This window comes from Flavobacterium polysaccharolyticum (assembly GCF_038739875.1).
Classification (GTDB): Bacteria; Bacteroidota; Bacteroidia; order Flavobacteriales; family Flavobacteriaceae; genus Flavobacterium; species Flavobacterium polysaccharolyticum.
The window spans coordinates 88,564-107,575 of record NZ_JBCGDP010000008.1 but is presented as its reverse complement, the minus strand read 5'-3'; the positions used below and the strand labels follow the sequence as shown (position 1 = coordinate 107,575).

Annotated in this window: 15 protein-coding genes, 2 tRNA genes and 1 pseudogene; 5 read left to right on the top strand and 13 right to left on the bottom strand. The window is 32.3% G+C overall.

The window, feature by feature from the left end; all coding sequences use genetic code 11:
• Positions 1 to 30: 30 nt before the first annotated feature.
• Together WFZ86_RS09810 and WFZ86_RS09805 are read left to right on the top strand one after the other, a co-directional pair.
• Positions 31 to 1,614, top strand: a complete 1,584-nt coding sequence (locus WFZ86_RS09810; RefSeq protein WP_342691774.1) for a sensor histidine kinase — start codon at positions 31 to 33, stop codon at positions 1,612 to 1,614.
• 3 nt (positions 1,615 to 1,617) lie between these two features.
• A complete protein-coding gene (locus WFZ86_RS09805; RefSeq protein ID WP_342691773.1) occupies positions 1,618 to 2,334 on the top strand; it encodes a response regulator transcription factor in 717 nt (238 codons plus the stop codon).
• A 38-nt stretch (positions 2,335 to 2,372) separates the two neighbouring features.
• Here the strand turns inward: WFZ86_RS09805 and WFZ86_RS09800 are convergent, their stop codons facing one another.
• The 10 genes and pseudogenes from WFZ86_RS09800 to WFZ86_RS09755 form a co-directional block, all read right to left on the bottom strand.
• Positions 2,373 to 3,113: an acyl-[acyl-carrier-protein] thioesterase gene (locus tag WFZ86_RS09800; RefSeq protein ID WP_342691772.1), complete on the bottom strand. Its 741-nt coding sequence runs from the start codon at positions 3,111 to 3,113 to the stop codon at positions 2,373 to 2,375.
• A gap of 178 nt (positions 3,114 to 3,291) precedes the next feature.
• Complete coding sequence (miaA, locus tag WFZ86_RS09795) at positions 3,292 to 4,212, bottom strand: tRNA (adenosine(37)-N6)-dimethylallyltransferase MiaA (protein WP_342691771.1); 921 nt, start codon at positions 4,210 to 4,212, stop codon at positions 3,292 to 3,294.
• 153 nt (positions 4,213 to 4,365) lie between these two features.
• Entirely contained in the window at positions 4,366 to 5,727 is a 1,362-nt protein-coding gene (locus WFZ86_RS09790) for an exonuclease domain-containing protein (protein ID WP_342691770.1), read from the bottom strand.
• 72 nt (positions 5,728 to 5,799) lie between these two features.
• Entirely contained in the window at positions 5,800 to 6,459 is a 660-nt protein-coding gene (locus WFZ86_RS09785; RefSeq protein ID WP_342691769.1) for a YggS family pyridoxal phosphate-dependent enzyme, read from the bottom strand.
• Between the two features lie 229 nt (positions 6,460 to 6,688).
• Positions 6,689 to 8,932 (bottom strand): M1 family metallopeptidase, encoded by a 2,244-nt coding sequence (locus WFZ86_RS09780; protein WP_342691768.1) that lies wholly within the window; start codon positions 8,930 to 8,932, stop codon positions 6,689 to 6,691.
• 61 nt (positions 8,933 to 8,993) lie between these two features.
• Positions 8,994 to 9,434: pseudogene (locus WFZ86_RS09775) on the bottom strand (DUF6702 family protein).
• A gap of 162 nt (positions 9,435 to 9,596) precedes the next feature.
• Positions 9,597 to 10,244, bottom strand: coding sequence for a hypothetical protein (locus WFZ86_RS09770; RefSeq protein ID WP_342691767.1), 648 nt, complete (start codon positions 10,242 to 10,244; stop codon positions 9,597 to 9,599).
• The gene (locus tag WFZ86_RS09765; protein WP_342691766.1) at positions 10,228 to 10,956 is read right to left on the bottom strand and encodes a hypothetical protein; all 729 of its coding nucleotides are present in this window, start codon (positions 10,954 to 10,956) and stop codon (positions 10,228 to 10,230) included. The genes WFZ86_RS09770 and WFZ86_RS09765 overlap by 17 nt, the downstream gene beginning before the upstream one ends.
• On the bottom strand, positions 10,943 to 11,665 hold the full coding sequence (locus WFZ86_RS09760) for a peptidase associated/transthyretin-like domain-containing protein (RefSeq protein ID WP_342691765.1): 723 nt from the start codon (positions 11,663 to 11,665) through the stop codon (positions 10,943 to 10,945). The genes WFZ86_RS09765 and WFZ86_RS09760 overlap by 14 nt, the downstream gene beginning before the upstream one ends.
• The gene (locus tag WFZ86_RS09755; RefSeq protein ID WP_342691764.1) at positions 11,655 to 12,413 is read right to left on the bottom strand and encodes a carboxypeptidase-like regulatory domain-containing protein; all 759 of its coding nucleotides are present in this window, start codon (positions 12,411 to 12,413) and stop codon (positions 11,655 to 11,657) included. The genes WFZ86_RS09760 and WFZ86_RS09755 overlap by 11 nt, the downstream gene beginning before the upstream one ends.
• Before the next feature lie 124 nt (positions 12,414 to 12,537).
• Here WFZ86_RS09755 and pepE point away from each other — a divergent pair, with 124 nt between their 5' ends.
• The gene (gene pepE, locus WFZ86_RS09750; protein WP_342691763.1) at positions 12,538 to 13,245 is read left to right on the top strand and encodes a dipeptidase PepE; all 708 of its coding nucleotides are present in this window, start codon (positions 12,538 to 12,540) and stop codon (positions 13,243 to 13,245) included.
• Positions 13,246 to 13,280: 35 nt separating this feature from the next.
• Here the strand turns inward: pepE and WFZ86_RS09745 are convergent.
• Positions 13,281 to 13,353 (bottom strand) — tRNA-Gly (locus WFZ86_RS09745).
• Positions 13,354 to 13,448: 95 nt separating this feature from the next.
• Positions 13,449 to 13,521: transfer RNA gene (locus WFZ86_RS09740), tRNA-Gly, on the bottom strand.
• Between the two features lie 469 nt (positions 13,522 to 13,990).
• Here WFZ86_RS09740 and WFZ86_RS09735 point away from each other — a divergent pair.
• Positions 13,991 to 15,577 (top strand): L,D-transpeptidase family protein, encoded by a 1,587-nt coding sequence (locus WFZ86_RS09735; RefSeq protein WP_342691762.1) that lies wholly within the window; start codon positions 13,991 to 13,993, stop codon positions 15,575 to 15,577.
• On the opposite strand, the gene WFZ86_RS09730 is transcribed toward WFZ86_RS09735, so the two are convergent.
• Positions 15,566 to 16,300 (bottom strand): murein L,D-transpeptidase catalytic domain family protein, encoded by a 735-nt coding sequence (locus WFZ86_RS09730; protein WP_342691761.1) that lies wholly within the window; start codon positions 16,298 to 16,300, stop codon positions 15,566 to 15,568. The genes WFZ86_RS09735 and WFZ86_RS09730 overlap by 12 nt on opposite strands.
• A gap of 199 nt (positions 16,301 to 16,499) precedes the next feature.
• Here WFZ86_RS09730 and WFZ86_RS09725 point away from each other — a divergent pair, with 199 nt between their 5' ends.
• Positions 16,500 to 18,893 carry a DUF5916 domain-containing protein gene (locus tag WFZ86_RS09725; protein WP_342691760.1) on the top strand — a complete coding sequence of 798 codons (2,394 nt, stop codon included), beginning with the start codon at positions 16,500 to 16,502 and terminating at the stop codon, positions 18,891 to 18,893.
• The last annotated feature ends 119 nt before the right edge of the window (positions 18,894 to 19,012 follow it).

The following is a 19,012-nucleotide window of genomic DNA, read 5'->3' as shown; positions in this document are numbered from 1 at the left end:
ATTATATTGTTAAAATGTTAATTTTGTGGCATGAATAGAATTTTTTTTAGATTATTGGTGTTGTTAATGAGTCTATCCCTTATTGGTATAATTCTTGTGCAGGTTTATTGGTTTAATTCCTCTTTTAACAATAATGATGAACAATTCAAATTTCATGTAAAACAAGTTATAGGAAATGTTGCTGAAAAATTAGAAAAACAGGAGGCTTATAACTTTTATGATAGATATAATAAACTAAAAGATAGTACAGGAAGAATTCCACAACGAGAGGATATAATGGAATTCACTTTGGTTCAAAAAAATAAGAAAACCAATAAAACCATTGTTTATTCCAATAGTATTATCTCTGAAGATTATAAAATAAATCCGTCGTTCTCAAATGGAAAAAAAGATGATTTAAAATTTAAAAATTTTAACTCCAAGAGGACTACTGAAATTTACAATAACAATAGTATTGACAATTCAGGGTATCAGAAAAGTTTAATACCTGATGTAAAAATAGAAAAATCTGGAAATTTAGATATTCTTGATAATGCTCAGTTTGAGATTTCATACAAAGATATAGCTTCGGCTATGCCAATACAAGAAAGAGTATCCAATGACGTTCTTTACAAATTGATAAAAAAAGAATTAGATGAAAATGGTGTTAATACTCATTTTGAGTTTGGGGTTTACAGTAATGGATTAGCAACAAAAATACGTTCGGATAATTTCAGCTACGATAAAGATGCCACTTATTCAACACCTATTTTTACTGATAATGAAGGTATTGAAAAGTATAAACTATTGGTTACTTTTCCCAATAAAAAGAAGTTTTTATTGTCAGAATTAGTGAGTATAACGGTTTTGTCTATCATATTTACGTTGATTATTTTGATCGCCTATACCTCTGCTTTGAATCAGTTGATTAGACAACGCCAGATTTCTGAGATTAAAACGGATTTTATCAACAATATGACTCATGAGTTCAAAACACCTATTGCTACCATAAATTTAGCTTTAGATGCGATAAGGAATCCAAGGATTATAGAAGATAAAGATAAAGTCTTTAAGTATCTCGAAATGATTCGAGAGGAAAATAAAAGAATGCACGCACAAGTTGAAAATGTGCTTAGAATTTCAAAATTAGAAAAGAAAGAATTAGATATAATTAAAGAATCTATCGATGCTCAAGAGGTTATAGAAGATGCAATAGAGCACGTGAATTTGATTCTTGAGGATAGAGGAGGAGCCATTGATTTGCATTTTGATGCTACAAGAACAACGGTTTTATTGAATGATTTTCATTTTACTAATGTAATTGTAAACATTTTAGAAAATGCCATAAAATACACACCTGGTGTTCCAAAAATTGAAATCTTTACTGAAAACATCAAAGACATGCTTTTGATTAAGGTAAAGGATAATGGTTTAGGAATGAGCAAGGTAGCTCAAAAAAGAGTGTTCGAAAAGTTTTATAGAGAACACACAGGAGATTTACATAATGTTAAAGGACATGGTCTTGGTTTAGCTTATGTAAAACAAATTGTTGAAGACCATAATGGTCAAGTTTATGTAGAAAGCGAAAAGGGTAAAGGAAGTACCTTTATCATTAAAATACCACTAATAAATTAGCTAATGGAAAATGTAAATAAAAAAATTCTACTTGTAGAAGACGATTTGAATTTTGGAGCGGTTTTAAAAGATTATTTGATGTTAAACGACTTTGAAGTTGTTTTAGCCAAAAACGGAATGGAAGGTTTTGAGAAATTTAAGAAAGACAATTATGATCTTTGTATCTTAGATGTAATGATGCCTTACAAAGACGGATATACGCTAGCCAAAGAAATCAGAGAGAAAAACAGTGAAGTGCCAATTATTTTCTTAACCGCAAAAACGATGAAAGAAGATGTAATGAAAGGCTACAAAGCAGGTGCGGATGATTATCTTAACAAACCTTTTGATTCTGAAGTGTTGCTGATGAAAATCAAAGCCATCATTCAAAGAAAATCTTCTGAAGTGAAAACGGATCAAGTGCAGTTTGAATTCAATATTGGTAAGTTTCATTTGAACTCTAAATTGAGATTTTTAACGTTCCAAAATGAGGAACCAATCAAATTATCTCCAAAAGAAAACGAATTGCTTAAAATGTTAATTCTACATGAAAATGACTTAATGCCAAGAGAATTAGCATTAACTAAGATTTGGAGAGATGACAACTATTTTACCTCAAGAAGTATGGATGTTTACATCGCAAAATTGAGAAAATACCTAAAACCAGACGAAGATGTAGAAATCTTAAACATTCACGGTGAAGGATTTAGGCTAGTAGTAAAAAGCAGTACCACAGCATAAAAACAAAAAAGCTTCGAAATTTTCGAAGCTTTTTTGTTTTATATAAAATGTAGTTGCAGGGCAAAACAGGTTTTGTCTTCCTTTGTAATGGAGAAAATAGTGGCTTCCTTTTCTATATTTTCATGAATTTGAACGGTGTCATTTAGTGATAACTCTTTTAAAAAATTCATTTCAAAACTATCCAATTTTTGTTTCAGCAATAGTTTTGGGTCAACCAAATCCAAGCACCATTCAAAATATTTGACATTATTGGCATGATTGACTATGTCTAAATCCGAGAGACAAACCGTTTTCTCAAACAAAATCTCTTTTTCATGATGAATATCTATTTTTGAGAAAGTGGTTGCTGTAGCTTTTTTGTCAGGATACAATTCAAAATGTTCATAAGGTAAGGCCAAAGCTTCAGGACGACGTTTTTGGGTGTTAAAAACCGCCCAAAATGTCTCAGAACCCACTATTTTTTTTCCATTTACATGTATTTCCAAGGCTCTTACCGAACGTGAGTTTTCCAAAGAGTTAATCCAAGTGGTCACCGTAACCGTGTCGCCCCATTTTGGTAAAGCCTCAATTTCTACGCGCATTCTACTCAATACCCACGCTTGATGAAATTCTTGCATATCAGCAAAGCTGATGCCTCCAAGTTCAGAGTGTGCCGCTGCGGTTAGTTGCAACAAATTGCATAATTCTGTATATTTCAAAAAGCCATTGGGTGCGCATTGTGTAAAATTGATGTCCCATTCTTTAGAAAGAATCGAAGTAAAATTTGGAGATATAGGCATTTAAAAAAAGGTGTTAAGTTGTAAATAAATAATATTTGTAAAAATTAGGAGCGAATCATCAGGTATTTTCAGTAAACATAGTACCCGCCATCATTCCTAAACTTGTCCACCGAACCCCGGCGTACAAGGTTTATCCCTTCTGTCGGGGCTAAAGGGCTAACATTAGGGATTTTTCGCGTTATGTTATTTTTGAATCAATATATTTTATAATTTTTTTTATATCTGATGAATAATCAAACCATTGAGTATTTTCTTTTCGTTTAAACCAAGTGAGCTGTCTTTTTGAAAAACGTCGAGTGTTCTTTTTTATTTCTTCGATAGCAAAGGGTAAATCCCATTCACCATCAAAATGACTAAATAGTTCACGATACCCTACAGTTTGTAAAGCGTTCAACGATTTGTGAGGGTGTAAATTTTGAGCTTCTTCTACCAATCCCTGTTGTATCATTATATCTACTCTTAGATTAATTCTGTCGTAGATGATCGCTCTTTCTGCTTCGAGACCTATGAGAATTGGGTTAAAATTTCTATTGTTTTTTTGTTGATTTAAAAATGAAGAATAGGGTTTTTCTGTACCAACACAAACTTCTACAAAGCGCATCATTCGTTGTGGATTGAGTAGCGTTTGAGGATTTTCATTGTTTATTTTTTCATAATAAACAGGGTCTAACGTCTTGAGTTGATTTTGTAAATAGATTATTCCGTCAGTCTCATATTGGGATTGAATTGTGGCTCTTACGCTTGGGTCTATGTCTGGAAAAGCATCAAAACCTTTTAAAACGGCATCTACATATAAGCCAGAACCTCCAATTAATATCACATAATCATTGGTTTGAAACAATTCGTTGATTTTAGAAAGCGCTTCTTTTTCATAATCTCCAACGGTATAATTCTCAAATATGGATTTGTTTTGTATAAAATGATGTTTGGCTGCTTTTAATTCTTCGTTGTTAGGTACGGCTGTGCCTATGGTCATTTCTTTGAAAAATTGTCTGCTGTCGCACGAAATAATTTCGCAATTATAATGCTGTGCAAGTTGAATGCTCAAAGCGGTTTTGCCAATAGCTGTAGGTCCTATTATGGTGATTAAATGTTTCATTTTTTTTAGCCCTGATGGAAATGAAAACCCCGGAGTGATTTGAGTTTGTTTTTCTTGGTAGAAAAGAGCGACCAACGGAAGCTCCTTTTATGCCTTAGAAAAACTACTCTAATCGCGAGGAGTTGTAATGTACAGCAGGAATAGCTCTCTTTATTAAAAGTGGATAATCTTTAGTGTTTTACTTTTACGAATTTGGCTTTGGATTATATTTTTAGCATCTCGATTATTTTGCATAGGCACTAAAATATTTTTTAATATTTCTGGATTTGTAATCTGATAATTTAAATCATAAAAAGCATATCCTTTGTAAATTCCGTTTTCAATAAGCACCGCTGAGCGTTCGCTGATGTTGCGTCCTTTGTCTATTACAATCATATTTTGCGTCTCAAAATCATTTTCTTTGAGGAACTGATGGACTCTTTGATTGTATTCTTCGGGAGTGATTTCGCCAATGCAAGCACCGTCACATTCTTTTATTCCGTATTGAAAACATTCTTTTTTGGTTTGGTAAAAACCGGTTAATTTTTGACACAAATGATATTTAGTCGTAATCTTGAACAAGGTATTTTTGGCTTCTTGTAATGATGAAAAAGAAGTGATTTCTTTTTTACGACCATCGTATTTTTGAATTTTTAGGTTCAAATAGCCATTTTTATCTTTCTCGGTATAAAGTGCTAATTGAAAAATACTTTTGCGTTGCGCGCGATTCAATATGGGTTTGTTGACTTTTATCTCTTCACTTTCTTTGAGCAAAGCAATCAATTCACTTCCTGTTTCTTCATAAGTTACTGCAAAAACTTCGTTTTGAATATTTTTGCACTTATTGGATTTTCCAGTAAAATGTTGGTTGATTCTCTTTTTTATGTTTCGGCTTTTGCCAATGTAAATTAAGTTGCCTTTGTCGTTGTGGATATAATAAATTCCGGTTCTAGAAGGCATACTTTGTACAATATCCAAGAGCTTTGGAGCGATTCCTTTTTCGATTTCGGTTTTGATTAGCTCTTTTATGATTGTTTTTTCTACATCTTTTTCGAGTAATAACTTAAAAAGTTTTACGGTGGCCATTGCGTCTCCGCTAGCACGATGTCTATCGGCCATTGGGATTCCTAATGCTCTAACTAATTTCCCTAAACTGTGCGAAGGTTGTTCTGGTAATAGTTTTTGAGACAATTCAACGGTACAAAGTGTTTTTAGATTGAAATCATACCCTAATCTTCGAAATTCAGTTCTTAAGATTCTATAGTCAAAACTGGCATTGTGCGCTACTAAAACACAGTCGGTTGTAATTTCGATGATGCGTTTGGCTACTTCAAAAAACTTTGGAGCAGAACGCAGCATAGCATTATTGATACCAGTAAGTTTCACTACAAAGGGTTGAATTGGAATTTCGGGATTGACAAGACTTATAAACTGATCTACGATTTCGTGTCCGTCAAATTTATAAATAGCAATCTCTGTGATTCCTTCTTCGTTAAATTGCCCTCCTGTGGTTTCTATGTCAAGTATTGCGTACAAATTCAGTGTTCAGTTTACAGTTTTTAGTAATCAGTTATAAATCTTAAATCCTTAATCTGGGATGATATATAATTATCTTCCGCCAAAGATACTACTTCCGATTCTAACCATAGTGCTGCCGCATGCTATAGCTAATGGATAATCGCCTGACATTCCCATTGAAATGGTATTCAGGTGGCAGTTTTTAGGTTCCAGTTTTTGTATGGTATCAAAAATAGATTTTAAATGGGTAAACTCTTTTTTGATTTGGTTTTGATTATCAGTAAAGGTAGCCATTCCCATTAATCCAACGATTCTAATATTGTTCATTTGATTGAAAGAAGTGGAGTTGAGTAAATTTTGTAATTCTACTTCATCCAGACCAAATTTTGATTCTTCTTCGGCGATATAAATTTGCAATAAACAATTAATAATTCGGTTGTTTTTTTGAGCTTGTTTATTGATTTCTTCTAATAATTTTAAGCTATCGACTCCATGAATTAATGTTACAAACGGAGCCATATATTTTACCTTATTGGTTTGAACATGCCCAATCATGTGCCATTCAATATCTTTAGGCATTTGTTCCCACTTGTCAACCATTTCTTGGATTTTATTTTCGCCAAAAATGCGTTGCCCGGCTGTGTAGGCTTCCATTAAATCGGTTACGGGTTTTGTTTTTGAAACCGCTACAAGTGTAACGTTTTCAGGAAGCGATTCTTTTATACTTAATAAGTTTTCAGCTATTGCCATTTCTTTTGTATTAATTCTTTTTAGCAAGTTTCCTGAATTTAGGAACACAAAGCAAACTTATTAAATTAATACTTGTTTTCCTCCTGCGTGGTATATCTTCTTTTATGTGTTGTTGAAATTTATTGTTTTTTTAACGGTTTTTTTGTCGCATCGTTTTGTCAGACAGTCGTTATTCTATAAAACTAAACAAGCCCGAATAAATCGGGCTTGTTACTTTATGATATTTTACTTAATCAAATTTTGATTTTACTTCTGCTTTTGGCCAACTGTTGTTGGTAACATCAATGTCTGCAGTTTCTAATTTTGGGTCGATTTGTATTTTTTTAATTGCTTTTGAAGTAGCGTATACTTTTTTGGCAGTATCATTATTTTTTCTCCAAATTTGTGCTGGATATTTAAAGTTTTCAGTAGTACCATCCTCATAAGTTAATTCTACTAAAATAGGCATAATCAACCCACCAGGCTTGTTGAATTCTACTTCATAAAAGAATTTAGGTGCATTTAGACTTGCTTTTTCTTCTGCAGTTAGTTTTTCGTTAACATAGTTAGCTAGTAACTTGAATTCTTCAACTTTCAATGCTTTTTTATCTGATTCTTTTAATTCAGCATTTGTTCCTTCAACTAAGTACACAAATGGTCCTTTTTCTTCACCAAAACGACCTCTACGAACTTTTGCGTTTTTTAATTCGGTAGTTGGAGTATCAGTTACATAATATTGTTTTACTTCATTTATTCCTATGTCAACAAAGTCAGTTGAGTAAAACCAACCTCTCCAAAACCAGTCTAAGTCAAATGCAGAAGCGTCTTCCATAGTTCTGAAAAAGTCTTCTGGAGTTGGATGTTTAAATTTCCAACGGTTCGCGTAAGTTTTGAATGCGTGGTCAAATAATTCACGACCCATAACTGTTTCTCTCAAAATATTCAATGCCGTTGCTGGTTTTCCGTAAGCATTATTTCCAAATTGAATAATACTTTCAGAATTACTCATAATTGGTTCTAGAAACTTTTGGTCTCCGCTCATATAAGGAACAATATTTTTTGCTGGACCTCTTCTTGATGGGAAATTGGTTCCTAATTCTTGCTCCGCCATATATTCCATAAAAGAGTTCAATCCTTCATCCATCCACGTCCACTGACGTTCGTCAGAGTTAACAATCATTGGGAAGAAGTTGTGTCCTACCTCGTGAACAATTACGCCAATCATTCCATTTTTTACTTGTGGACTCGTTACGCCATTTGCGTCTGGACGACCAAAATTCCAACAAATCATTGGGTATTCCATTCCTTGGTCTTCTGCAGAAACAGATACTGCTTTTGGATAAGGATAATCAAAAGTGTGCGATGAATAGCTTTTTAAAGTATGAGCAACCGTTCTAGTTGAAGTTTCTCCCCATAACGGATTGGCTTCTTTTGGATATACAGAAGTAGCCATTACAGTTTTTCCACTAAGTTTTACTGCCATTGCATCAAAAATGAATTTTCTTGAAGTTGCGATTCCAAAATCTCTTACGTTTTTGGCGCTAAATTTCCACGTTTTCTTTTTGGTTGAGAACCCTTTTTCAGCAGCTTCCGCTTCCGCTTGTGTTACGATTACTACAGGATTATCAAAACTCTTTTTAGCTAGCTCATAACGTTTCATTTGCTCAGCAGTGAAAACTTCAGCTGGGTTTAATAATTCACCCGTTGCCTCCATAACGTGATCAGCAGGAACAGTGATATTTACGTCAAAATTTCCAAATGGCAATGCAAATTCTCCGCTTCCCCAAAATTGTTGGTTTTGCCATCCTTCAACGTCATTATAAACCGCCATTCTTGGATAAAATTGAGCAATTACATATAATTTATTGCCATCTTTTTCAAAGAATTCATATCCTGAACGACCTCCATCTTGTTGGTAATTGTTGATGTTGTACCACCATTTTACAGAAAAAGTGATTTTTTCTCCTGGTTTCATAGGTGTTGGTAAATCAATACGCATCATCGTTTGATTTACAGTGTAAGTCATTGGATTACCTTTTGCATCTTTTACATACTCTAACTTAAATCCTCTATCTAAACCTTGTTTTAAGTATTCATTAGCAAATTTACTTGGAGCCATAGTTGTTTCAATTCGTTCACTCTCAGCAAGAGGTGATTGAGAGTTTTTTGCGGCTTGATTTTGGTCCATTTGTAACCAAAGGTATTCTAGTTTGTCTGGAGAATTATTGTAATAAGTAATGGTTTCTGCACCACTTAATCTTGAATTTTTATCATCTAATTCAATGTCTATTTTGTAATCAGCTTGTTGTTGGTAATAGGCTGGACCTGGGGCACCAGCTGCAGTACGAAACATATTAGGTGTAGCCAACAAATCATACATTTGGCTGAACTTATTGGTGTCGTATTTGCCTTGTTGTTTTGGTGGTGTTGGGGTGGTTTTTTCTTGGGCAAATAGTATTGCCGGAAAGAGTAAGAATAGGGTCGCTTTTTTCATAAATAAAATAGAAATTTAAGTCTGTGAAAATAGCAATTTTAACGGAACTACTTTCTTTTTATTAGTACTTTAACATTTGTATCTTTGACGAATCGCTAAAGTTTAGGCTGTTTTTGGTGCCATTTGCTGTAAAATGCATAATGTTTTGTTGATTTGAGTTCCAATCCATCAATAAAGAATTTTGAATATTTAGGTTTTGAATTTTTGTGATTTCTTTAATTGTCAGATAAGTAACAAGGACATCTTCTTCAACTTCACTTGATAGGTAGTTTAGTGGATGAGATTGTCCATTTACTTTTAGAATTAAATTTTCTGAAAAGTATTTTTTTTACAAAAGCAATTCTTCAGGTTTTTCAGAACCTATTCCAATAGAGGTTTTTTTATGATATTTTTTTTCTAAAGCTTTGTTTAAATCATCCAAGAAAATCCGTGAAGTGATTTGTATTCTTTTCTTTTCTGGAACATGCTGAACTTGGAAGATTGCCACATAAAATTTATGCATTTCAAAGGATGAAAGGCTAATGGTTAAGAAGAATAGTCCGAAGAATAAAACTGTTTTTTTCATTTTCCAAAAGTAGCTAAACTTTTAAATTCTTTGTTCTTACCGATTAAAAAATCATACAAACGAAATGAATCATTTTCTTTTACAATCTCATTCGCTTTATTATCTGCTTCGCAAAAAGAAAGAAATAAAATGATTTCTTCTTCTTTGAGTTGTAAAGTTTTTAAAAAAAAAGTCAGTAGGTACGCTATTGATTACTTCTACATAGTAATTGATGGGTTTTTCTTCTCTCTCTTTTTGTAATGCTTTCTTTTTAAATAACTTTTTGACATCTTTAAAAAGTCGAACAAAGTCAGTTCCGTTAGCAATTGTTGTTGGTGGCATCAAAGGATTGGTAGGTGATGATTGCATGTCATCAAAGTATTTTTTATCTATATATTTTTGAAGATCGGGGTTCAAAGGCCGAATCTTTTTTTGATTCAGAACAATCACTTCTTTTAATTCATTGTCAAATAATTGTAGTTCAATTTCAAGAAACGGAATGTCAAAATTCTTACTGTTTAGAATTACTTTTTTTGGTAAGCAAGCCAAACTAGCAAATAGTAAAGTGTCTTTAGGCTGAGCCAAAATTTCAAAATAACCTTGCTCTGAAATTGCTGTTCTTGTTTTGGAACTCAAATTGACAACAGAACCATTTAGAATAGCTCCCATACTATTGGTTACTTTTCCTTTTAAATTGCTTCTTTCCTGCGAAAAAGCGACTCCAAAAGTAAAGAAGAAGAACAAGACTAGGCTATAATTTCCCTTCATTGCTATTTAGTTCATTAAAGGTAGAGGCTAATTGAAGCATGGCAATCAGCATTTGGGCTTTATTATTGGTTTCTAATAATTTGGCAAAGCTTTTGTTTTCAATGCAATAATACTGAAAGGTGGTGATTTTGTCAGCTGCAATATGAAATGATTTTTGGTAAAAATCACTAGTAAATAATCGTTTTAATTTGGCTAAATTGATTTCTTTTTTCTCTACTTCTAGTTCTTTTTTGAGCATTTCTTTTCTTCCAGAAAGCATATTGATCAATCCTCCTAAACCGCCAGAGTTGGCTTTTAATCTTCTTTCGGCTACTGTATATGATTTTTGGTTTTTGGAAATAATTCCAAGATCTCGAGCATTGATAGTAGCATATTGATTGATAATTACTTCGTCTAATTCGATGCCTTTTGGAATCATTTCTACGCTGATGAAGTCTTCACAAAAATCATTGGCTTTAATTACTTTTCGATAGGCTTCAAAACTTTTGGATGCAAAAAATAAAACATCGTTAATTTCTGCTTCAATATTGAATTCCCCATTTTCATTTACTTTTACGCTTTTTTCAGAATTTAAGTTGACCACTTCTATTTCTGTAAAAATACCTGAACTAGCTAAAATTCTTCCTCTGATTGTTTTTACCTCTTTGGTTTGACCTAAAATACATTGAGTCGCTAAAAAGAAAAACAGCGTTTTCGTTTTATTTATTTTCATCTGAAATGATTTGGTTGTAGCGTTCGGCTAGTTTGATAATCAAAAACTCACTCATTGTTTTGTTTTTGGTCTTTATTGAGTTGATAAAGGCTTGGTCTTCTATACAGAAATACTGAAACCCTCTGATATAATCTTTGGGGATTTTGAGTTTTTCTATATAAAATTCCTCTTCAAAAAGATATTCTATTTTTTCAAGTAGTTTTTCTTTTCTTTCTACTTGAACTTCTTTTTTAAGCATTTCTGTTCTTCCAGATAAGGCATTCAAAATTCCGTCTAAACTGCCTTTTGTAGCTGTTTGTAATTTTCTTTCAGCTGATGTGAAATGTTTGGTTGCACTTGGGATACCTAGCTTTTCTGCTGAAATTTCTGGATGACTATTGATGGTTATGTTTTTTAAAACGATACTTTTTAGTGTCATTTCAATTTTCAACTCTTTATTGGCAAGGTCTGCTTTGGTGACAACCTTCGTTAAGGTCTCAAGATTGACTGCACTAAAAACTATTATATCGCCTTCATTGGCGGGAATTCTGAAATATCCTTCAATTCTACTAGTGGTTGCTTGGCGAGTAGTTTCGTTTCTGATATTTACTCCGTCAATAAAATTAGATTCTACTGAAATTCTACCCTGAATTGTTCTCTCTGTGAGGGTTTGTCCCACGAAGATTGACGTCCAAAAAAGTAATATAAAAAAGGTAAAATTATTCTTCACTAGATAGTTTTTTGTTAAAAGTAACCGCCAATTCACTCATTAATAGCTCTAATAGTTGTTTGTTTCCAGAAGTTAAATACGTAACTAGAAATTGATTTTCTATACAAAAATATCTGAACGAGTCTATATACATTTTTGGAATTTTTAAATTCATTACATAAAAATCATCTTTGTAAAGTGTTTTTAGTCGGTTAAATAGGTGTTCTTTTTTCTCTATTTCAAGTTCTTTTTTTAGTCTTTTTGTTCTTCCTGATATTTTGTTGATAATTGGATCTAATGGCAAAGTGCCACCTAATATACTCAAAAGATGTATGGGTTTAAAGTCTCCAGCTGTTTTTAATCGTCTTTCAGCGGGAGTATATTTTTTTTGATTTTCAGGAATGACACCTAGTTTTTCAGCTGTAATTGTATTGTTATTGATAATTACTTCGTTTAAATCTATTGTTTTTGAGGTCATAATTACCATTAAACTATTGGTTTGGTACTCGCTTTTAGTTATTTTTTTTCTTTTCGTTTCTGCATTTATGGATGAAAAATTCAAAATATCTCCTAATTGGCATTTGATGGCAAAACGTCCATTTGCATCAGAATTTGTAGTTTCGTTTGAGTTTTCATTTTTGATAAAAATACCTTCAATTTCTTTGTTGTTCAAGAAGATAGTTCCTGATAGCATTGTTTCCTTTTGCTGCTGCCCTCTAGCAATAGATACAATGGCTATTTGAAAAAATAAAGTCAACCAAAATTTCATTCCATCGTTTAAATTGAATTGTGGTAAAAGTATTTCAATCCGTTGCCAAATAATTATTAAGGCCTTGGTAAAAATTTGTTAATTAAAAATTGGTTTTTATACCTTTATCACTTAAAAAAAGAAAATGAAAAATTGTATTATTGCTAGTACGTCTACTTTACACGGTGGTTCGTATTTAGAGTATTTATTGATCCATTTGCAACAACATTTTGCTGGTTGTCAAAGTATTTTGTTTATTCCCTATGCGCGCCCTGGTGGTATTTCACATGAGGAATATACGCTTAAAGTTGCTAAGGCATTTGCTAAAATTGATATTGTGGTACGAGGTATTCATGAATTTGAAGATGCTCGAAAAGCGATTATAGAAGCAGAAGGAATTTTTACAGGTGGAGGAAACACTTTTCTTTTAGTGAGCCAGTTGTATAAAAATGAAGTAATGCAGGTGTTGTCTGAAACTGTTAAAAAAGGAACTCCTTATTTAGGAACAAGTGCAGGAAGTAATATTTGTGGGCTTAGTATGCAAACAACAAACGATATGCCAATTGTTTATCCGCCTAGTTTTCAAACTTTAAGTGTTGTTCCGTTTAATCTCAATCCGCATTATTTAGACCCTATTGAAGGTTCTACTCATATGGGAGAAACACGTGAAACTAGAATTAAAGAATTTCATGCTTTTAATGCAATCCCAGTTTTAGGTTTAAGAGAGGGTAGCTGGCTTGAAGTAAAAGGAGAAATGGTTGTTTTAAAAGGCAATTTAAAAGCTCGTTTGTTTTTGCAAAATCAAGAGCCTGTTGAGCTAGAATCTGGTTCTGATTTAAGTGGATTAAAATAAAAAAAGCCGAAACAAATGTTTCGGCTTTTTTAAAGAGCGAAAGACGAGGCTCGAACTCGCGACAACCAGCTTGGAAGGCTGGAGCTCTACCAACTGAGCTACTTTCGCATTAATTATTGAAGCAAATATAAATAAACTTACTACTTATTTGCAAATTAAAATTTAAAATTGCTTAAGAACGATGTAAAACTTAATTTACTTAGAGCGAAAGACGAGGCTCGAACTCGCGACAACCAGCTTGGAAGGCTGGAGCTCTACCAACTGAGCTACTTTCGCATTATTGTGGTGCAAATATAGAGAAACATTTCAGTTATTTGCAAATTTTTTAAGCAAAAAATATGATAGAAAAAGGATTGGTTTTATAATTGATTTAAAACTAATTTGTTATACTTTTATTTTTTTTTAAAATGCCGATATTGAGCATAAAGAAAATTAAAACAGAGCTACTTTTGCTGTAGGACAGCCTGCGTTTAGGGAGGAAAAAACTATATCAAGTTGTTTTTTGAAGATGATGACGATTTCAGTACTTTTCATTTTGGTATTTTTGATAAGTGTAATTAACGGGAGTCCCTTCTTCTTTTTGAGAAATGAGGTTGTGTTTTTTTAGATGAAATCAATTTGATTTGTTTTTAATACAAGAAGAGTACTTTAGATTTTATACTAGCTTTGGTTATACTTTGTAGTGGCAAACTATTTGATATACCCAATGTAGAGCTACATATTATTATGTATAAATCCATTTAACATGAAACACCTTTATTTTGTTCTTTTTCTATTGCTTGTTTTGAGTTGCCAAAAAAAAGCAAACGATGATTCAGCAGTTTTGATAAAAACCAAACCGATTCCTAAAATTCAGGTTGAGGCTAATGCCATTGAGTTCGATAGTGCTTTGGTTGTGTTATATGAGAATCAGAGATTATTGGAGTTTTACCGTGCAACAGGTTTTAAAACAGTTTGGCAATCTGCTTCAAATCGTAAAGTTATTTTGAATGCTATTAAGGAATCGGATAAAGAAGGACTTTTTCCTGAAAATTATCAATTGAAATCCTTAACATCTTTTGAAAAAAAACATCCAGTCCTCAAGGAAAAAGAATTAGTTACTTATGATTTGTTATTAACCCTAAACACACAACTTTTTTTAACTCATTTAAAAACAGGTAAACTTAATGCTAAAGAAATCTATTCTAATTGGGATATTGAAATCAATCCTTTTGATGTTAATACTGTTCTTGCTGAAGCATTTACTAAAAAAGAAATGGCTTTTGTTGTAAATGAATGCAAACCCAACGCCTTTGTTTATAATCAATTAAAAGTTGCTTTGCAACAGATTGAAGAATATCCAGATGTAGATTTTACTCCAATAGCTTTTACAGAAAAAATAGTAGCCAATGATACAAATGTCAAAGTAATTGCAGTAAAAAAAAGATTGAAGTATTGGAAGGATTTTAATAGTTCTGATAGTTTAACAGCTATTTATGACGAAAAGACTGTGGCTGCAGTAAAACGATTTCAAGAAAGACATGGATTGGCTCCGGATGGGGTACTTGGCGTAGGAACAATTGAGGCATTGAATTTTTCTAAAGCGAATAGGAAAAAACAAATAATTGCCAATCTTGAACGCTGGAGATGGTTTCAAATTATTCCAGACACGGATTATGTCATTATTAATATACCAGATTATAAATTAACTGTAGTTGAAAATCAAGATACAACAATTACCCAAAAAGTAGTTGTGGGTACCGTTAAGCGAAGAACCCCAGTTCTTACTTCTTACTTGAGGACGGTAGTTTTGAACCCGACTTGGACCATACCTCCAACAATTTTGAAAGAAGACGTAGTGCCAGCTATGAAAAGAAATCGCAATTACCTTTCAAATAAGAATATTTTGATTTATGACAGTAATAATAATGTAGTAGCTCCAGAAAATTGGAATCCAGCCAAGCCTCATAATTACAGATATGTTCAAGAACCTGGGCCTAATAATACTCTTGGTGAAATGAAGATTTTATTCCCGAATCATCACAGTATTTATTTGCACGATACAAATCATCGAAATTTATTTGGTTTACACAATCGATCGTTGAGTTCGGGTTGCATTAGAGTTGAAAAACCCCTTGAATTAGCAGGGTATTTTTTGAATCATTCTGAAAAATGGTCTAAAGGAAAAATTGATTCTGTGGTAGGCACTAGAAAAACGCATTATGTAAAGATTGAAAAGAAATACAATATTTACATTTGGTATTGGACTGCATGGAGTCAAAAAGGCGAACTCCATTTCAGAAAAGATATTTATGATTATGATTTAGCTTTGTATGATAAGCTAAGAAGTTAATTTTTCTATTATTTCATCAGTAGTTTTTCTTGAAGGATGATAAATGAATAGAATTGACTGTTCTTTAATGGTATTGATGATAGGTTGAGTCAATTCATTTGGCAATGCAGGACAGCCTTGGCTTCTGCCTAATCTTTTATGTTGTTTGATGAAGGTGTCGGAAACATAGTCGGCTCCATGAACTACAACAGCTCTATTGCGGGCATTACAATTCACTCCTTTTTCTAATCCGTCAAGTTTTAATGATATTCCATGTTTTCCTTTGTAAACTTCTCCAGTAGCATAAAAACCTAAGCTACTTTGAAAAGAGGAGGTTTTGTTTGAGAAATTTGAAGCGAATTCTTCCCCAGTATTTCTACCATGAGCTACAAGTGAGTGAAAAAGTATTGTGTTGTTTGCTAGATCTATTACCCAAAGTCTTTTTGTGTTTGAAGATAAGCTAAAGTCAATTAAGGTTAGAATCTCTTTTTTTACTAATCCTTTTTCTTTTAGTCTATAATATCCTTTTAATGCTTCAGAAAAACTGTCAAATTGGGGGAGAGTAAACTGATTAGTATTTAAATCATGATATACAGATTCAATAAATAAATCAGCTTTGGATTTTATGTTTGAAACATGCTCAATTTTGCTTATATTTTTTTTATTTTCTTCAGAGGTAGAGCTGTTAATAGAAAAAGAACTCAAAAAGAATAATATAAGAGTAAGGAATGTACTATAAATCATTGATTGTCTTTTGGTTAAATGGTATGTTTTTGGATCGCAAATATATAACAAAAACACTTTTGTCATAAAAAAAAGTGTAGTACGTCGATAAAATTTAACACTTTGTCGATTTTTTTGAGTTATTTTTTTATGAAAAAATATCAATTTTTATGTTTTATTATGTTAATTTTTTTATTTTTACTAATCACATAGCCCCAAAATGAAAAAAAAGTACTTGTTTATTCTTGTTTTGTTGTTCTTTTTCTATAATTACAGTTGGTCTCAAAAAAAAGTTTTAGAGACGAAATCTACTACAGAAAGTATTAGTATTGATGGAAAATTTAACGAATCCTCTTGGATAACTGCTGCTATAGCTACTGATTTTGTGATGTTTGAACCAGATAATGGTAAGTCTATAAGTCCTGATAAAAAGACAGAAGTGAGAGTTGTATATGATAATAATGCTATTTATATAGCGGCAACCATGTACGATAATGAGGTATCCAAAATTCAGAGGGAAATTACAAATAGAGATGTTTTTGGGGTTTCAGATCATTTTTCTGTTTTTATTAATGGATTTAATGATGGACAACAAGATTTTCGATTTTTTGTTAGTGCCGCTGGAGTACAAATGGATTGTTTGGCTACAGAAGATTTTGAAGATTTTACTTGGGATGCGATTTGGGATAGTAAAGTTCTGTTGACCGATTTTGGTTGGACAGTTGAAATGAAAATTCCTTATGCAGCTTTGCGTTTTTCTAATCATGAAAAGCAAACTTGGGGAATTAACTTCATGCGAGAAATCAAACGTGATGTTCAAAAATACACATGGAATTTGGTAGATACCAAAATCGGAGCAGTAATTCCTCAAGCCGGAATATTAGAAGGAATTTCTAATATTGATACACCAACTCGACTTTTTTTAATCCCTTATTCTTCGATATACAATCAAAGAAATGACATTGGTTCTGAAGCGACTTTTAAAGCGGGTTTGGATTTAAAATACGGGATCAATGATTCCTTTACTTTAGATGCTATTTTAGTTCCTGATTTTGGTCAAACCAAATTCGATAATGCCATTCTGATTCTCGAGCCCTTTGAACAACAATTTCAGGAAAATCGACCTTTTTTTACCGAAGGAACCGACTTGTTTACCAAAGGCAATTTGTTATATTCTAGAAGAATTGGACTGGCTCCTACAACGGAGGTCAATCTAAAGCCTGATGAAGAAATTACTAATTATCCTAATTCAGTTGATTTAATTAATGCTGTAAAGATTTCTGGCAGAACTCAAAAAGGATTAGGAATTGGTTTTTTGAATGCTGTTACCGAAAAGACATTTGCTACCATCAGAGATACTGTCACCAATTCTCAAAGAAAAGAAGTCATCGACCCTCTTACTAATTACAATGTATTAGTTTTTGATCAGCGTTTTAATCAAAACTCTTCTGTAACCTTTATCAATACAAATACTACACGTAATGGAGGTTTTAGAGATGCCAATGTTTCGGGGCTTTTATTTGATTTAAGTACCAAAGCAAATTCGTATAATTTATATGGAGATTTTAAGTACAGTACTATCAATGATGTTCAAGATTATAATGGTTATAAAACCGCAATAAATTTTGCTAAAACTAGTGGAAAATATCGCTATTTGTTTTCAGGGAAATACATTTCTGAAAACTATGATATTAATGATTTGGGAATTATTTTTTATACTAATTACCATGGTTTCTTGGCGAATGGAAGTTATAGAATTGTCAATCCAACCAAAATATTCAACACTTTTAAGGTGGAACAAGAAGTCAATGCCGAGATACAAAATACTTTCGGCAAGCTTCAAGAAGCTTGGTATAAAACTGTATTGAAAGGAACTACTTTAAATAATGATTACTTTGAGTTTGCTTTCATTGCTAATCCATTAGTAACGTATGATTTTTATGAGCCTAGAGAGTACAATCGTTATGTGTTTATTCCAAAGCGATTCTCCTCCTATTTTGGAATTGAAATGAACAGAAACCATCCTTTTACTTTTGATTTAACCATTTCAGGTGCTAAGTTTGATGAATCAGGAAGGTATAATTATGGTTTTTATGCCAGTCCAAAATATCGCTTTAATGATAAGTTGTCGTTGGCCTATGCTGTCGATTATTTGAATAAAAAAAATGATAGGGGATGGGTAGATACTACAACTGATGGAATCATTTTTGCCGAACGAAATAGAGAATACATTCAACATGATTTTACTGGTAAATATGCTCTAAATGAAAAAATGACCATAAATTTGACAGCCCGATATTATTGGTCTTATGCTAAAAATCATGAGTTTTTGACTTTACAAAATGATGGGAAATTGGTAACTAATACGGCTTATCCAGATAATAAAGATAGAAATTTTAACTCATGGAACTTTGACTTATCCTACAGTTGGTGGTTTGCACCAGGTAGTCAATTGTCTTTTTTATATCGAAACTTTGCTTTAGATAGGACAGATGCTGTTGAAAAGAATTTTTCAACCAATTTCAAAAATGTTTTAAATAATAATTTGACCACTAATTTATCTATAAGTATTCGCTATTTTATCGATTACAACGCTATAAAAAATAGTTTTTAAAGTTGGGAGTGAGCCAGCAATAAAAATAAGATTTGTTTTTTTGAAAACTCTATTTTGAAATTTGTTATCAGAACTGTAACAAATTTTATAATAGTTAGTCTATTAAAATGATTTAGACT

Excerpts from the sequence above, each read along its gene's own strand:
- WFZ86_RS09810 (WP_342691774.1), top strand. The coding sequence starts at position 31 with ATGAATAGAATTTTTTTTAGATTATTGGTGTTGTTAATGAGTCTATCC.
- WFZ86_RS09805 (WP_342691773.1), top strand. The coding sequence starts at position 1,618 with ATGGAAAATGTAAATAAAAAAATTCTACTTGTAGAAGACGATTTGAAT.
- WFZ86_RS09800 (WP_342691772.1), bottom strand. The coding sequence starts at position 3,113 with ATGCCTATATCTCCAAATTTTACTTCGATTCTTTCTAAAGAATGGGAC.
- miaA (WP_342691771.1), bottom strand. The coding sequence starts at position 4,212 with ATGAAACATTTAATCACCATAATAGGACCTACAGCTATTGGCAAAACC.
- WFZ86_RS09785 (WP_342691769.1), bottom strand. The coding sequence starts at position 6,459 with ATGGCAATAGCTGAAAACTTATTAAGTATAAAAGAATCGCTTCCTGAA.
- WFZ86_RS09780 (WP_342691768.1), bottom strand. The coding sequence starts at position 8,932 with ATGAAAAAAGCGACCCTATTCTTACTCTTTCCGGCAATACTATTTGCC.
- WFZ86_RS09770 (WP_342691767.1), bottom strand. The coding sequence starts at position 10,244 with ATGAAGGGAAATTATAGCCTAGTCTTGTTCTTCTTCTTTACTTTTGGA.
- WFZ86_RS09765 (WP_342691766.1), bottom strand. The coding sequence starts at position 10,956 with ATGAAAATAAATAAAACGAAAACGCTGTTTTTCTTTTTAGCGACTCAA.
- WFZ86_RS09755 (WP_342691764.1), bottom strand. The coding sequence starts at position 12,413 with ATGAAATTTTGGTTGACTTTATTTTTTCAAATAGCCATTGTATCTATT.
- pepE (WP_342691763.1), top strand. The coding sequence starts at position 12,538 with ATGAAAAATTGTATTATTGCTAGTACGTCTACTTTACACGGTGGTTCG.
- WFZ86_RS09735 (WP_342691762.1), top strand. The coding sequence starts at position 13,991 with ATGAAACACCTTTATTTTGTTCTTTTTCTATTGCTTGTTTTGAGTTGC.
- WFZ86_RS09730 (WP_342691761.1), bottom strand. The coding sequence starts at position 16,300 with ATGATTTATAGTACATTCCTTACTCTTATATTATTCTTTTTGAGTTCT.
- WFZ86_RS09725 (WP_342691760.1), top strand. The coding sequence starts at position 16,500 with ATGAAAAAAAAGTACTTGTTTATTCTTGTTTTGTTGTTCTTTTTCTAT.